Below are 13,411 nucleotides of genomic sequence, written 5' to 3'. Positions count from 1 at the left end.
TGCTTTCAAGTCTTTGAAAATTCACTTTAGGAAATTACAGCTTCTCTTCAAGGTCAAATTTGTCATAAATTAACTGTTTTTTATTTAATTGTTTCAGTCTATTTCTTAAGTATTAGTTTATCCTCATCGAGAGCTTTTAAAATATACTCATTAATCAATTTATTATCTTCTTCATTTTTTGAAAAATAAGTTTTAATATTATTGGGAGTTCTATATTCTAATAGACGATGGATAACATCATCACTTCTATCATGGAACCAGGTCCAATCTACTTCAGGATAAAGTCCTCGAATATCTTCTTCAATATCTTTTAAAATCTCAAAATCAGAAAAATATCCTTTTCTACTTAAGTTGTATAAATCTGATACAGATTTTTCTCTTGGTTCTGGGAAAGTTTTAACACCCTCAACCCTTTTATCATTAATTCTTTTAATCAAATAATGGTAGATTTTATTTTGTATCTGAGGAAAATCATAAACATTAGAACTCATCAGATCAATTACTTTATGGTAAATAATGTTTTCTGATTCTTCATAAGCTTTTAGAGTATCTATAATGTCATCTTTAATAGCCTCTTCAAAATACTTAAATAAGTGACATATCAAGTCGGAATATTCTATGATATTTTTTATATCGTCTTTTTTATATTTTATTCTTAAAATATCTGTATTAAATTTTTCGAGTACTACTATTGCAGTTTCCTGATCAGTTGAGCAATATTCTAGTAACCGTGAATAGAGGGGATACACTGAATTATATAAAGAAAAATTTTTCTCCAAAATTTCATTTAAATGTTTATTTACAATCCCAATTATCTTAGATTTCAATGAATTTTTATCAATAGTATCCATATTAGCGAGAACAATTTTAATAAGTCCCCTAACTTCCTCGCTCCAATTATAATACAGTGTTTGAGTATTTAAAATATCTATTACTCTTTCTATGTCAATATCATCAACAAGAGGAAGAAAAGTTAATATATTTTTAAGTTCTCGGAGGTTTTCATATTCAGTAATTTCAAGTCTTTCTTGAAGATAAGTAATTCGATTCAACAAGTAGTCTTTCGCTTCCTCAGTAACTTTTATTTTGCTAAATGAATAGTTTCTAAAATATAAATTTACAACCTTAAAATCTATACTCGGCAGAATTAATTGGACATCATCCAAATCTAGATTTTTAAGCCAAGATGCTGTTCTACCGAAAATACTTGAATCAGGGTTTACATATGAATTATCATAACTGAGTAATAATATTTCTAAATATCTATTAACGATTGATTTATAAATCTTATAATGTTCAACACATAAACAATTTAATTTTAAAAAATTATAAAGATTTTTTACTGTAAACTTCGCATTAAAGAGATGATGATTAGCAGACCATCCTCCTCTTCTATAGTTTTCATGCTCTTCACGAATTTCATCAAATAATTCATTAATAGTTTCTAATTTTCTATATAAAAAATTGAAGTTAAGGATTGAATCTCTAAAAAATTCTATAATCTTTTTCTCATCTCCTGTAACCGAGTTAATAATTTGTTCTGTTAATTCGCTTAATTCTCCATCATAAAGCGGCTCTGCATAACTAGGTGTTTTTTCGTATCTATCAATTATTTGAATTTGCTGAAAATTAAATTCACAAACTAAAAAATTAAAATAGTCTTTCTGACGAAATGCTATATTAGCTAGTTCTCTAAATTTTGCTTTTGCTAAAGAATATTGTTTTTCTTCATACAACTTAAAAGCCTTACTTAAGAATCGATTCCCCTTTAAATCTCTAGGCTTATCAATCTCCATATCTAGAAAGCGATTTAATAAAGATTTTTTATATACCATATTTCGTAATTCTTCATGACCATCAATTTCAAATCTTAATTGATCATTTCCAAACCAGCAATATTCATCATCCCAGTTTAAATCCCTTTGTTTCAAATCAGAATATCTAGAAAAATCTTTCGCATCAATAAAACTAAGTCTATCTAAAAAAGCCAGTTGATTCCATAAATCATCAGCATTATTTACCTCTTGACTTCGGTTTTCTGATAGAACCTCCAAGAAATCTTTTGTCCTGTAATACAATTTGTTCTGTTTTTCTGATGTCTCCTGACCTGTATTTTCTTCATTAGAGATAATGATAATTCCTTGCTTTTTATAATACTCTCGGATGATCATAGACGGTTCCTCGGGAGTATAAAAATAAGCATTTTTAGCATCCAATTTAAATATATTTTGAATCATTCTAAAAATTGAATTAAAAGTCGAATCACTTAGAGAATACCCCACAAACAATAAAGTATGATTCATTATCAATGACTGGATTAAAGTAGAAATCATTGGGAAGTTCAAAGGATAGTCTAAATAATCTTCTTCTTTCAAAACAATATTTTTCTTACTGAAGTCTCCATGCATTTTAATCAAGTATCTTTCCGAACTCGTATAGGGGATGTCTTTATCTTCAGCTACTACATTGTACTTTAACAAGCCACTTTCAAACTGACTCTCCAGAAGTGAATCATAGTTTGTCGTAATAATATGTTTTGGTGCTATTTTTTCTATTAATTTATGTAACTCATTTGGTTTACTTAATCCCCTCTTAAAGAAAATTTCTTCTATCTTTTTTGTGTACTGATTTTTTCCAAAAGTATCATAATAATACTGTGCAATTCTCAGAGGACTATCTGTTCTTTCTTCTGGTAAATTCAACTCTTTTTTTAATGATTGAATCAATTCGCCCCAAGTTGGTAAATTAGAATTTGCTGAAATCCCTGCACCGACAAACAAAATTAAAGAATTTTCTTTAATAGATTTCTTTATTTGAGTTATAGATAAGTTATAATTTTCTTCCATATCTGAACCATCCTATCATTAGCTTGTATTATCTAAATACAAATTATCCTTCGAAATTTTCTTCTTTTCTGTTATATAATCATAAATAAGAGTTTATCATTGTTTATAAATATAAAAATTTGTTTGTCTTTTATATTCAATTTATGATTTTTAATATTAACAATTCTCTTCATTATACCACAAAATAAGAGTTATTAAGCGGATTCAAGGGATAAGAATCTAATTATTATACTAATAATTTCTCACTGATTTTTTAACTTAGGAAGTCTATCATTCTCCAAAAAATTTTATCTTCAATTGCCTATCTAAAATTTCTAAAATAAAAAAGCCTACCTTTCAGTAGACTTAGTAATGATCTTTGAAGGACAAGAAAGCCACGCTATCTCCATCTATCATATAAATCAAGCGATTTTCTGCATCAATGCGCCGCGACCAAGCTCCTTGATAATCATACTTGAGCGGTTCTGGTTCCCCCATTCCTACAAAAGGATCGCGTTGAATATCCTTGATTAATTTATTGATTCTTTTTAATGTTTTCTTATCTTGGTTTTGCCAATAGCAATAATCCGCCCAGGCATCTTCTGTAAACTTGAGCAGCATTTCTCACTCCTCAATCACACGGACCTGAGTGCGTCCTGCACGAACTTGGGACATTCCTCGCAAGACCTTGTCAGAAAGTTCTTTATTCTGAGCAATTCTCAAAGTTTCCTGAATACTATCCCACTCACTTTTTGAAAGGACAACAATATCCTCATCAGGATTTTTATTGACCACCGTCAAAGGTTCAAATTCATCGTTTACCTTCTTCATGTAGTCCTTTAAATGATTTCGGAATGTTGAATATAGAACTGCTTCCATAACCATACCTCGTTTTACCTCTTTTCCACTATTATACACAAAAAGAAAGAAATTGTCAGGAACTTGTACAAGATTCTTCTTTTCTATCTATTTATTCGAAAATCTTCTAAAAAAGTCCACCTTTCAGTAGACTTAGTTTGTTTCTATTCTAATGGGCACCCTGCCGAAATTCTGCTCTGCGATGCTTGGCTGTCCTAGTTGGTAAATCTGGTCTGCCTTTTGCGTCATGGTATCCCAAGGTTCTTTGCCAATTCGGCTGACTAGTTGGACTTGGTCTTTCAGAGACTTGAGATGTTGTCTGCCTTTTTCGGTAAAACCAAGGACATGGATACCTTCTGGCAAGTCACTTTCTCTAGCTTGAACCAAGATATAAGTCAATAGGCGTCTGACACGCGCTTTTGTGTAACGTTTGGTCGCAACCGCCTCGACCAATTCCTCCACAGACTGGGCTGTTTTGATAGCATCCTTGATGCGCACAGCCATTTCTTGATTGACCTGATAGATGGCGGTTAGGTCTGGATTTGACAAGATTTGATAGCGGAGCAAGGGAAAATAGTCTTCCCAGCTCACCTTACTGGTCTGCTCAAAGAGGGCAAGAGAAGGCATAAAGCGTTCTAAGAAACCTTGGTCTGATTGATGCTGACGAAGGGCTGTCGCCGAGGCAAAGTCCACATCCTTATCCACAGAATGGTAACCCGCCCCCTGACGTTGAATTGGATGCAGGTTGACGTTTCGTCCTGCAATTGCCTTGGCATAAGCTAGAGCTAGAACATGATTGGGCGTATTGCCAGAAAAATCAAGGCCAGCAAATTCCTTCCACATGGCTTGGGTTTTCTGAGGGTAGGAGAATGAATCAGGTAGATTGTCCACAAAATTCTCCATCTCAACGCCTTGCTCTGCGTATAATTCAGCAATTTTCTGGTAGTCCAGAACTTCCTCTGTCCCAAAAGCTAGGCTATCAATGCCCAACCGATCCAAGATATCCACAGCCCCTTGACCAAAGAAATCCGCTGCCTGAACACTGACTAAAAAGGGCAATTCCACTACCAGATCCGCTCCATTTTCCAGCGCCATCTGAGCCCGAGTCCACTTGTCCACGATAGCAGGCTCTCCACGCTGTATGAAATTCCCAGACATGGCAACGATTTTCAGTCCCTTCGCCTGATCCAGCAGGTATTTATGCCCATTATGAAAAGGATTGAACTCCGCGATAATACCTGTGATGGTCATGATAATCACCTACTTTTAACGACTATATTTCTATACCATCAATAATATCTAAAAATAAATTCTCAATATCCTCATGCACTTCCTCTCTATTTATTTCTTTAAATATAATATTATCTGTGCAACTTTGATGATACTCTTCATTAATAAATTTATAAATTTTACTTTTTAAATCTTTACCATTAATCATAGATATCTTATTTTCTAAACTAACTTCCCATCGATTATCAAATAATTCCTGACATTTAGAATACTGCTTTGATGCTTCCCACTTAGAATCTAATTCTTTACCATCCCCTGTTCCATAAGCAATCATCTTATCATAAAATTTTCCTAATGTCTCTTTTCGAAAAGTTTCGCAGATATCTTCTAATTCTTGATAAAACTTAGCTCTATCTTGTCCTTTTGATATTCTAAATAAAACTTCAGGAATCAAAAGATAATTTTCTATTTCTTTTTTAGTCCAAATATGTAACTTTAGACGCTCTTTCGTTTCTTCTTTAGCTTCTGCATCCTGTTTTATTGAACTCAAATACGAATCTGGATAATAATCTCTATCCAATACTCCAATTATACTAATCTCACTATCAATACTCTTAAAAAAATCAGCCACTTTAAAGTATTTGTTAAAGTTCAAAAAACCTCCTATTTTTATAGAAAATATATGATCAATTGAAAAATCACTTTCAGGATATAACTTATCAAAAAACTTCCTCAAAAACCACATATCTTCACCTTCAAGAAATAGTAATTTCTTATACGTAAACAAACGTAACAAAGACATATTTTGAATACTTCCGATTTCATCTACCACTTTTTGAACAGCAAGTAACTCATTCGTATACTTCAAATTTTTCTTTTTATTACTAACATTCAAAATATTCTCAGAATCTACTTCAGAAATAATTTCTATAGAATGGGTCGCAATGATCACTTGTTGAAAATTTCTACGAACATATTTCAATAATTTTCGTTGTAAATCGGGGTGCATATAAACATCTGGCTCATCTAAAATAACCGTTGTTATACCTTGGTTTTTTGATTTAGTCACAAACCACATCATTTGTAACCACATTTGAAGTCCATTCCCAACATAGCCTAATTCTGTCATAAAGTCATTCTCTCCTACAACCAGAGAAACCAAAGGATCGTCTGAAGAGAAATCAAGCTTTGGAGGATTTATGTGCAGATTTTTCCATGTTTGATTTATTAATGAATAAAATTCATTAAATACATTTTCATCATTAGTCATTTCTAAATATATTTCATTTCTGAAGTGTAATGATGATAAATATGTATCTTTATCTTTTCTAACTGTTTCTTTCGATAAGTATTTTTCAATTTTTCTTAGTGGACCTATTTGAGGTAAAATATTTAGCTTGGGGAATCCAGAATTATTAAAAGTACTTTTATTAGTAATAATGTTACCATTTGAGTCATAAACAAGTGCAAATATTAAGTCATCATAGAAATGAACTATAATTTTATATCCTCCATGAAATCCAGCAGTGAGTTTTGGTTTGGCATCTTCTTCATATTTATGTGGGATGGTACTAGTGTTGATTTTTAACATTTTACCGTTAACAATAATACATTTAGCTTTTTTAGCGAAATCGCGAGCCAAACCGTCAGGAATATTTCTAAAAATTGGTTTGGATAAGGCATAAGAAATTATTCTCAATGCTTCAATAATGGTTGATTTCCCTGCATTATTTTTTCCAACTGCAATTGTTAAATCTTTAAACTCTAGTTTTGTATCTTTGAAACAACGATAATCTTCTAAATGTAAAAATTTAAGCATCTAATTTGCATCCCCTTTTCAAATCCATAAAATTATTTATTACATACAAAAAACCAACGGGTGCTAGTTTCTGTTGGCTCCTTGTCCTCAAAGTCCGCATAGAGTTTGAAGGACTTAAATCCAGCCTGTTCCAGCAAAATATCATAAGTTAAGACTTCATGGGTCCGTTCCTCATGCACTTCATCGTGGCGACTAAAGGAACCGTCAGCCTCCTTGATAAAGAAAGTCAACTCATGCACGATGGAGTGAGGAGCTTCGTCCTCGTAGGTATCCCATAGCATGGCAAAATCTTCTGCATTTTCATGGTAAGAATAGCCTGGAAAAACTTCATCTGTCTGGTAGGTCGAATGCACATCAAAAATAAAGACACCATCTTCATTAAGCGCATTATAGACTTCCTTAAAGACGTCCCCTACTTCCACCTCATCCTGCATATAGCAGATAGAGTCCGAATAACATGTGACAAAGTCATATTTACCCGCCTTGGATAAATCCAGCATGTTGCCTTCTATAAAAGAAATCTTTTGCTTGGCTGAAGTCGCTCTCTTCTCTGCAATCTTCAGCATATCCGCGCTCAAGTCAAGTCCTGTCACATCAAAGCCAGCTTGAGAAAAGCGGACAGACTGGATACCTGTCCCACAAGCCAGTTCCAAAAGTTTCTTTCTCTCCTTGGTCTTAGGCAAATGACGGAGGGAAAAATCCGTCCATTTATCGTATAAACTATCGTCCATCACAGCATCGTAAACAGCCGCAAAGGTTTCATAAGTCGCCATAAATCATGATACCAAGTCCGCCTGTAATTCGATAGAAAATTAGGAGCCTGACGATGGAGCCGAGTTCCAAGGAAGGCTGTCTATTTTCCGAGAATTACAGGACGGGTTCAAATCCTTTCTAAGATACAAAGAGCGTTAAAAGCAAGGAGAAAATAGGAAACTTTCTGCTGTATCGTCAGATACAAAGGAAGTTACTCTTTTTCTCGCAGCTTTTAGCTTGTGTTCAGTTTCGTGATGAACAAAACACGACGCCCTTTACCTTTCTATCCATTTTTTCTAAACTAAGCAAATAAAACCCAGTTGAGTGCAACTGAGTTCGATTGAAGACAAAGTCTTTTTAAGACTTTCCTTAGGTGATTTCGAACGTCTGCGACCTTCTTCGAAGTTCCAAGACTTAGTTTTGAGCCTAAGGTCTCAAAACTCCCGACTTCTTGAAACATTTTTGTTTCAAGAAGTTTTATCACAACGGAAAGTCTCGGTAATTTCTCACTTTCTCACTCAGAAAACAAGAATAATCTCAATACATTGTCGAATTTCAAAGTAATTCCCAGTCGAAACTCAAGTCATCTTCTACGCTAGAGTTTCAGATAAATCTACTGACTCTGCCTCATGCCATAGTTTTTCTAGGTTATAATGGGCACGCATTTCTTCTGAGAAGATATGCACAACGACACCGCCGAGATCTAGTAAAACCCAGCCTCCAGCTGCATCGCCTTCGACATGGCTGCCTTTAACACCAGCTTCTGCTACTTTTTCACGAATATTGTCAGCGATAGCATCCAACTGACGGCTATTCATCGAGCTCGTGATGACAAAGTAGTCCGTCACGCTGGTCAAATTCTGTACATCAAGTGCAAGGATATCCTCCGCACGTTTCTCATCAGCCGCTTTCACGACTAGTTCTAGTAATTCTTTTTCGTTCATTTAGTCCTCTTTCAAATAGTGCACAAATGCGTTATAGGTTTCAAGGGTTTGGGGATAGATGGGAAATCCCTTATGAGCTAGATGCTCCACGGTACGAGCTGTTTCGTAGGCCACTGCCTTATTGAGAGATAGCTCAGCAATTTCACGCGCCACATCCACACCTGGAAAGGCGCGGTTATGCTCGATATAATCTGCGACGTAGACAACTTTATCTAGGTCTGTCATCTGACCAGCACCGACTGTATGGATTTCGATAGCTCGCAGGATTTCAGGATCATGCAAATCCAAGTCTTCCTGAATCTTGTAGATGCCAACCATACCATGCCAGACATTATTGCCCCAGTTTTTGAGGTCAGGGTCTAATTGGTAACGGTCAATCAAGTCTAGAAATTCCTGATCTGACAACTTTTTAGCACAATCATGAAGAAGGCCTGCTAGACCAGCTTTCTCGGTATCAACTCCAAATCGCTTCGCCAGCTCTATGGCTGCACGCTCCACTCCCAAACAATGGGTTAAACGTTTTTCAGGTAGAAGCTCTGCCATTCTTTCCAACAAAGCCTCTCGGGAACAGTTGATATAGTCTTGGTATGCCATCAGTAAAGCCCCTCCTTCTCGATGTAGTCTAGCACTGGCTGAGGTAGGAGAAAGTTAGGTTTCCGACCTTGAGCAATGAAGTCACGCACCATGCTGGACGAGATGTCCATGAGAGGCACATCCACCCAGATAACTGGATAGGAAGTCCCTGCCTTGTAGCGCGGACGCTGAACCCCTACAAACTGAACCATGTCGACCAGCTCATCAATTCGGTACCATTTAGGCAGATAGTCCACCATATCAGCCCCGATAATGAAGTAATAATCCGTATCTGGATGTTGCTCTGTCAAAATCTTCATAGTGTCGTAGGTGTAAGAAATGCCCTTGCGCTCCAGCTCAATGGTTTCAATGGCTAGACCTTCGATCCCCTCAATCGCCAACTCAAGCATCTTGAGCCGATGGTGCTCGGGAATGGTTTCCTTTTTATCTACATGAGGTGGTTGGTATTCGGGCATAAGCAGGACCTGGTCCAGTCCTAACTGTTGTCGTACTTGGTCCGCCACAACAAGATGGGCATTGTGAACAGGGTTAAAATTCCCCCCTAAAATCCCGACTTGTTTGCGTTTTTTCTCCTTGATTTCTGGCTCCAACTCTACCTTGGTAAAGGGAGTCAATAATTCGATTGCCATAGGCTCATCTTCCTTTAATTCTCTGTAAAAACCGTTCCTTGGAATGTCTTTTTTAGATTTCTTTGACTTTTTTAGAAATCTTGCGATTTTCTTTCTTGCTGGATTGTTTAAACAAAATCAAGATGCGTCCGATTTTTTGGACTGTATCCACACCGATTTCTTCTTCCAAGATTTCAGCTACTTCGTGGATGTTTTCATCTGTGTTTTGCAAGAGTGTGACTTTAATCAATTCGCGGGCGTCAAGAGCTTGACGGACGCTGGTTTTGATTTGGTCGTTAAGTCCATTTTTCCCGATTTGGATGATGGGTTTGAGGGTGTGTGCCTGGCTGTTGAGGAAGGCACGTTGTTTTGATGTTAATGACATAATTTCTTTAAAAGAGTTTCTTTTTATACTTTTCTGAAGTGGTGACGGACGTCAGCAAAGTCCTTCGGACTTTCATGACTAAAATCTGAGCCTAAGGTCTCAGATTTTCCGCAGTTGGTACAATCGCTTGTACCAACTGACACCACGGCGAAAAGTATCTTCTATGGGCTCGCAATGCTCGCCTTTATATATAACTCTTTCCTTTCTGTGTTTAAATAATGGCTTTTCGTGTGACGACGGCGACGCCTTCTGGTGCCCAGACGGCGACTTTGGCGGTGCCTGTTACGCGGATCCAGCCTAGGCCTGAGATGACCAGGTCTGTCTTGTCCTTAATGGTAAATACATGCTGGACTAGTTTTGGGAAATCTTCTTTTTCCTTGCTATTTGGTGGCGTGAGAAGGGTTCCCAGGTGCTTGTCATAAAAGGCACTAGCGCCTTCAAGCTTAGTACGATGGAGTTTGAGTTCATTATCAAAGAAGGCTGTAAAACCTTGCTTTTCTCCTGCAATAAAGTCGAAGCGTCCGAGACCACCTAGAAACAGAGTTTGTTCAGGGTTAAGCTGATAGGTTTTGGGCTTGATTTCCTTTTTAGGGCTGACATACTTGAGGTTTTTAGCCGTCAAGTAGTGGGCCATCTGGTGGCGGTGGATAATCCCTGGCGTATCGTAGATATAAGATCCGTCGTCAAGCGGAATCTCAATCTTGTCCAAGGTTGTCCCCGGAAAACGCGAAGTCGTGATGACATTTTGGTCACCTGTGATTTCTTGGATAATGGCGTTGATAAGGGTTGACTTTCCAACGTTGGTTACCCCAACTACGTAGACATCGCGGCCCTTACGGTAGTGCTCGATTTTGTCAATGACTTCCTTAATAGCATACTTATTCTGAGCCGAAGTCAGGACGACATCGACGGGACGAAGTCCTTCCTCGTGGGCACGCTCCATCAGCCACTGGCTAATCTTGCTCGGTTTAACAGACTTGGGCAGGATATCTTTTTTATTTCCAACCAAGAGGACATCATTGCCCGATACAAAGCGTGGCAAGCCTGGGATGACAGAACCATTAAAGTCAAAGATGTCAATGACATTGACCACCAAGGCATCACTGTCTCCTACCTCGTGCAAGAGCTTGAGAAAATCATCGTCCGTCAACTGGACATCTGTGATTTCATTGTAATGACGGAGACGGAAACAGCGTTGGCAATAGACTTCGCCTGTCTCCAACCCTTTTTCGAGTGCCGACTGGGGCGTAAATCCAAGACCAGCCTTATCTGTCGTCTGAATGGTTGCTCCACAACCAATACAGAGAATTTCTTCCATAGTTAAATTCCTTTTTTATATGTAATCGGTCCGTACTTTTCAGTGATTTTTCGCATAACACGGCGCTCGCGAGCACGGTTAATCTGCGTTTTGATGGAGTCGTGTTGGACCAAGGGTTTGACTAAGATCGAGCGAATACCTGCACGGTGGGCTGCTCGTATATCCGTCATGAGCTGGTCGCCGACCATGACCACTTCATTTTTCTCATAGTGGAATTCCTTCATGGCACGGTCAATCCCAAATGTGAAGGGCTTCAGAGCCCAATAAATGTAATCAATCCCAAATTTCTCAACTGCTCGTTGGACCCGTTTTTTGGTGTTATTTGAGACCACGATGATGCGAATACCTGCGTCCCGAAGGTCATGTAGCCATTGCTTCATCTCTGACGTCCCATCAGGGTTGTTCCAAGCAATGAGGGTATTATCCAGATCGACCAAAACAGCCTTGATACCATGCGCTTGCAGGCTTGGGACTGTCAGATCATAAACTGCTTCCACAGCAAAATCTGGCATGTAATTTTCAATCGCCATTCTGGCTCCTTTTCTTTTTAATTTCTAGCAATATTCTTTAAATATTGGGCCAAGACTACCCATAAAATGAGACTAGCTATCAAAATATAAATCCAAGCGTTTGGTTCATCGGCGAACGGTAAGGGAACATTCATTCCGAAGAATCCTGTAATAACCGCAAGGATAGCTAGCAAGACTGAGATAATGGTCAAAGTTGTTAAATTATCATTTAGATTATTATTTAGGATGTTGTTGTAAGAGGCTGAGAGTTGTTGCAAAACTTGAGAAATCAAGTCTGTCATCGAAACCAACTGATGTGCTTCAATCATGGCATCGTCAAACTGCTCTCTTTCTACCTCATTAAAATTGCGATAAAGAGCATGCCCTTGGATGTGTTCCAAGAGGAGACGATTTTGTTTGGCAGCAGCAGTCAGGTAAACCATACCAGTTTCCAAGTCAGAGAGGGCAAAAAGATTTTTTTTAGTTGTTTTTTGACGAAGAAGTGCACTGATTTCATCCTTACTTTTATCCATTTCTTCAATAACTGGATAATAAGCATTGCTAATAATCTCTAAACTGGCAAAAAGAAATTTGTAGATTGAAACAACTTCATGGCTTTCAAGGTAGGTTGCCATACGTTTAATCACATAACTATTCTTGTGATTGCTAATTGTGATTAGCCGTTGTTTTTCAACGATAAAGGTCATCGGAATTGCTTCATAATATTCTTTATCTTTTTCTAAATCAAGAACATTATAAATGAAGGTGACCGTTCCCGTTTCACGGTGATAATCCATGTGGGCACGCTCATTTCTATCCAGAGCATACTCGATAGTTTCTTTGTCCAATCCATAGACATCTGAAAGGTCTTCCATGTTTTTAATCTTGTCCACATCAAGGTCTATCCATGTACAATCGTGACCTAATTTTTTCTCTACAAATAGCATACTCTCTCCTTTACCAAACTCCTTCTATTGTACCATAAATCTGCTAAAATAGCCGGCCTATTCAGTACGAGATAGATTGCTGACGACGGTGATATTGCGATTGGGAACAAAGTGAAGGGCTTGATCGTCACCTCGCAGTTGCGTTGTACGGATCCCTACGCTAACGACCTTTCCAGAAACGGTAATCGGTCCATTTGTGAGAACCACTTCATCACCCACATCAAGCTGGCGTTCAAAAAGAATGAAGAAGCCATTGATGACATCAGATAGAAAGCCTTGCGCCCCCATACCAATGGCCACCCCAGCAATCCCCGCACCAGCAAGGAGGCTAGAAACTGGCAAACCTAAAATAGACAGGATGCAATAGAGCAAGAAGAAATAAAGAATGTAGTTAAAGACATTCTCCAGCAAACGAGAAATGGTCTTTTGTCTGCCAGCATCTCGATTGGAAAATTTAAGTGAGGGCTTGACAATCTTTCGTACAGTCGCATGAAGCATCTTTTTAGCTATATAAAATAGTAAAAACAAAATCAAAAGAGAAATCACTTTGGTCAAGAGATTCTCTAACATGGTTGTTAAATCAAGTTTATCAAAATAGCGTTGAAAAAAATCTTGCATATA

The 13,411-nt window shown here is 37.4% G+C and carries 14 protein-coding genes; all 14 read right to left on the bottom strand.

Annotation, left to right across the window (positions count from 1 at the left end):
* Nucleotides 1-98: 98 nt before the first annotated feature.
* Nucleotides 99-2,846, bottom strand: a complete 2,748-nt coding sequence (locus tag AXF18_RS05380) for an SIR2 family protein (RefSeq protein ID WP_065371606.1) — start codon at nt 2,844-2,846, stop codon at nt 99-101.
* 345 nt (nt 2,847-3,191) lie between these two features.
* Nucleotides 3,192-3,446 (bottom strand): Txe/YoeB family addiction module toxin, encoded by a 255-nt coding sequence (locus AXF18_RS05375; protein WP_065371605.1) that lies wholly within the window; start codon nt 3,444-3,446, stop codon nt 3,192-3,194.
* A 3-nt stretch (nt 3,447-3,449) separates the two neighbouring features.
* Nucleotides 3,450-3,704 (bottom strand): type II toxin-antitoxin system Phd/YefM family antitoxin, encoded by a 255-nt coding sequence (locus AXF18_RS05370; protein ID WP_172837206.1) that lies wholly within the window; start codon nt 3,702-3,704, stop codon nt 3,450-3,452.
* Between the two features lie 132 nt (nt 3,705-3,836).
* The gene (locus AXF18_RS05365; RefSeq protein WP_065371603.1) at nt 3,837-4,934 is read right to left on the bottom strand and encodes a nucleotidyltransferase; all 1,098 of its coding nucleotides are present in this window, start codon (nt 4,932-4,934) and stop codon (nt 3,837-3,839) included.
* Between the two features lie 22 nt (nt 4,935-4,956).
* Entirely contained in the window at nt 4,957-6,732 is a 1,776-nt protein-coding gene (locus AXF18_RS05360; protein WP_065371602.1) for an ATP-dependent endonuclease, read from the bottom strand.
* A gap of 32 nt (nt 6,733-6,764) precedes the next feature.
* Nucleotides 6,765-7,505: a class I SAM-dependent methyltransferase gene (locus AXF18_RS05355; protein ID WP_065371601.1), complete on the bottom strand. Its 741-nt coding sequence runs from the start codon at nt 7,503-7,505 to the stop codon at nt 6,765-6,767.
* 570 nt (nt 7,506-8,075) lie between these two features.
* Complete coding sequence (gene rsfS / locus AXF18_RS05350; protein ID WP_065371600.1) at nt 8,076-8,429, bottom strand: ribosome silencing factor; 354 nt, start codon at nt 8,427-8,429, stop codon at nt 8,076-8,078.
* Nucleotides 8,430-9,023 (bottom strand): bis(5'-nucleosyl)-tetraphosphatase (symmetrical) YqeK, encoded by a 594-nt coding sequence (gene yqeK, locus AXF18_RS05345; protein ID WP_065371599.1) that lies wholly within the window; start codon nt 9,021-9,023, stop codon nt 8,430-8,432.
* Nucleotides 9,023-9,652: a nicotinate-nucleotide adenylyltransferase gene (locus tag AXF18_RS05340; RefSeq protein ID WP_000963713.1), complete on the bottom strand. Its 630-nt coding sequence runs from the start codon at nt 9,650-9,652 to the stop codon at nt 9,023-9,025. Before AXF18_RS05340 ends, yqeK begins: the two co-directional genes overlap by 1 nt.
* 52 nt (nt 9,653-9,704) lie before the next feature.
* Nucleotides 9,705-10,016 (bottom strand): ribosome assembly RNA-binding protein YhbY, encoded by a 312-nt coding sequence (gene yhbY / locus AXF18_RS05335; RefSeq protein ID WP_000060169.1) that lies wholly within the window; start codon nt 10,014-10,016, stop codon nt 9,705-9,707.
* Between the two features lie 211 nt (nt 10,017-10,227).
* The gene (gene yqeH / locus AXF18_RS05330) at nt 10,228-11,334 is read right to left on the bottom strand and encodes a ribosome biogenesis GTPase YqeH (RefSeq protein ID WP_065371598.1); all 1,107 of its coding nucleotides are present in this window, start codon (nt 11,332-11,334) and stop codon (nt 10,228-10,230) included.
* Nucleotides 11,335-11,336: 2 nt separating this feature from the next.
* On the bottom strand, nt 11,337-11,864 hold the full coding sequence (locus tag AXF18_RS05325) for a YqeG family HAD IIIA-type phosphatase (protein ID WP_065371597.1): 528 nt from the start codon (nt 11,862-11,864) through the stop codon (nt 11,337-11,339).
* Between the two features lie 17 nt (nt 11,865-11,881).
* Nucleotides 11,882-12,790, bottom strand: coding sequence for a magnesium transporter CorA family protein (locus tag AXF18_RS05320; RefSeq protein WP_000899715.1), 909 nt, complete (start codon nt 12,788-12,790; stop codon nt 11,882-11,884).
* Nucleotides 12,791-12,847: 57 nt separating this feature from the next.
* Complete coding sequence (locus AXF18_RS05315; protein WP_001150572.1) at nt 12,848-13,408, bottom strand: mechanosensitive ion channel family protein; 561 nt, start codon at nt 13,406-13,408, stop codon at nt 12,848-12,850.
* Between the last annotated feature and the right edge of the window lie 3 nt (nt 13,409-13,411).

The sequence above is a fragment of the Streptococcus sp. oral taxon 064 genome, from assembly GCF_001683375.1.
GTDB classification, from domain to species: Bacteria; Bacillota; Bacilli; order Lactobacillales; family Streptococcaceae; genus Streptococcus; species Streptococcus oralis_S.
Note: the sequence above shows the minus strand (reverse complement) of the source record. Positions and strands in the feature narration are given on the sequence as shown.

What these genes read in the sequence shown, in the direction of transcription:
- AXF18_RS05380 (WP_065371606.1), bottom strand. Translation starts at nt 2,846, where the DNA reads ATGGAAGAAAATTATAACTTATCTATAACTCAAATAAAGAAATCTATT.
- AXF18_RS05375 (WP_065371605.1), bottom strand. Translation starts at nt 3,446, where the DNA reads ATGCTGCTCAAGTTTACAGAAGATGCCTGGGCGGATTATTGCTATTGG.
- AXF18_RS05370 (WP_172837206.1), bottom strand. Translation starts at nt 3,704, where the DNA reads ATGGAAGCAGTTCTATATTCAACATTCCGAAATCATTTAAAGGACTAC.
- AXF18_RS05365 (WP_065371603.1), bottom strand. Translation starts at nt 4,934, where the DNA reads ATGACCATCACAGGTATTATCGCGGAGTTCAATCCTTTTCATAATGGG.
- AXF18_RS05360 (WP_065371602.1), bottom strand. Translation starts at nt 6,732, where the DNA reads ATGCTTAAATTTTTACATTTAGAAGATTATCGTTGTTTCAAAGATACA.
- AXF18_RS05355 (WP_065371601.1), bottom strand. Translation starts at nt 7,505, where the DNA reads ATGGCGACTTATGAAACCTTTGCGGCTGTTTACGATGCTGTGATGGAC.
- rsfS (WP_065371600.1), bottom strand. Translation starts at nt 8,429, where the DNA reads ATGAACGAAAAAGAATTACTAGAACTAGTCGTGAAAGCGGCTGATGAG.
- yqeK (WP_065371599.1), bottom strand. Translation starts at nt 9,023, where the DNA reads ATGGCATACCAAGACTATATCAACTGTTCCCGAGAGGCTTTGTTGGAA.
- AXF18_RS05340 (WP_000963713.1), bottom strand. Translation starts at nt 9,652, where the DNA reads ATGGCAATCGAATTATTGACTCCCTTTACCAAGGTAGAGTTGGAGCCA.
- yhbY (WP_000060169.1), bottom strand. Translation starts at nt 10,016, where the DNA reads ATGTCATTAACATCAAAACAACGTGCCTTCCTCAACAGCCAGGCACAC.
- yqeH (WP_065371598.1), bottom strand. Translation starts at nt 11,334, where the DNA reads ATGGAAGAAATTCTCTGTATTGGTTGTGGAGCAACCATTCAGACGACA.
- AXF18_RS05325 (WP_065371597.1), bottom strand. Translation starts at nt 11,864, where the DNA reads ATGGCGATTGAAAATTACATGCCAGATTTTGCTGTGGAAGCAGTTTAT.
- AXF18_RS05320 (WP_000899715.1), bottom strand. Translation starts at nt 12,790, where the DNA reads ATGCTATTTGTAGAGAAAAAATTAGGTCACGATTGTACATGGATAGAC.
- AXF18_RS05315 (WP_001150572.1), bottom strand. Translation starts at nt 13,408, where the DNA reads ATGCAAGATTTTTTTCAACGCTATTTTGATAAACTTGATTTAACAACC.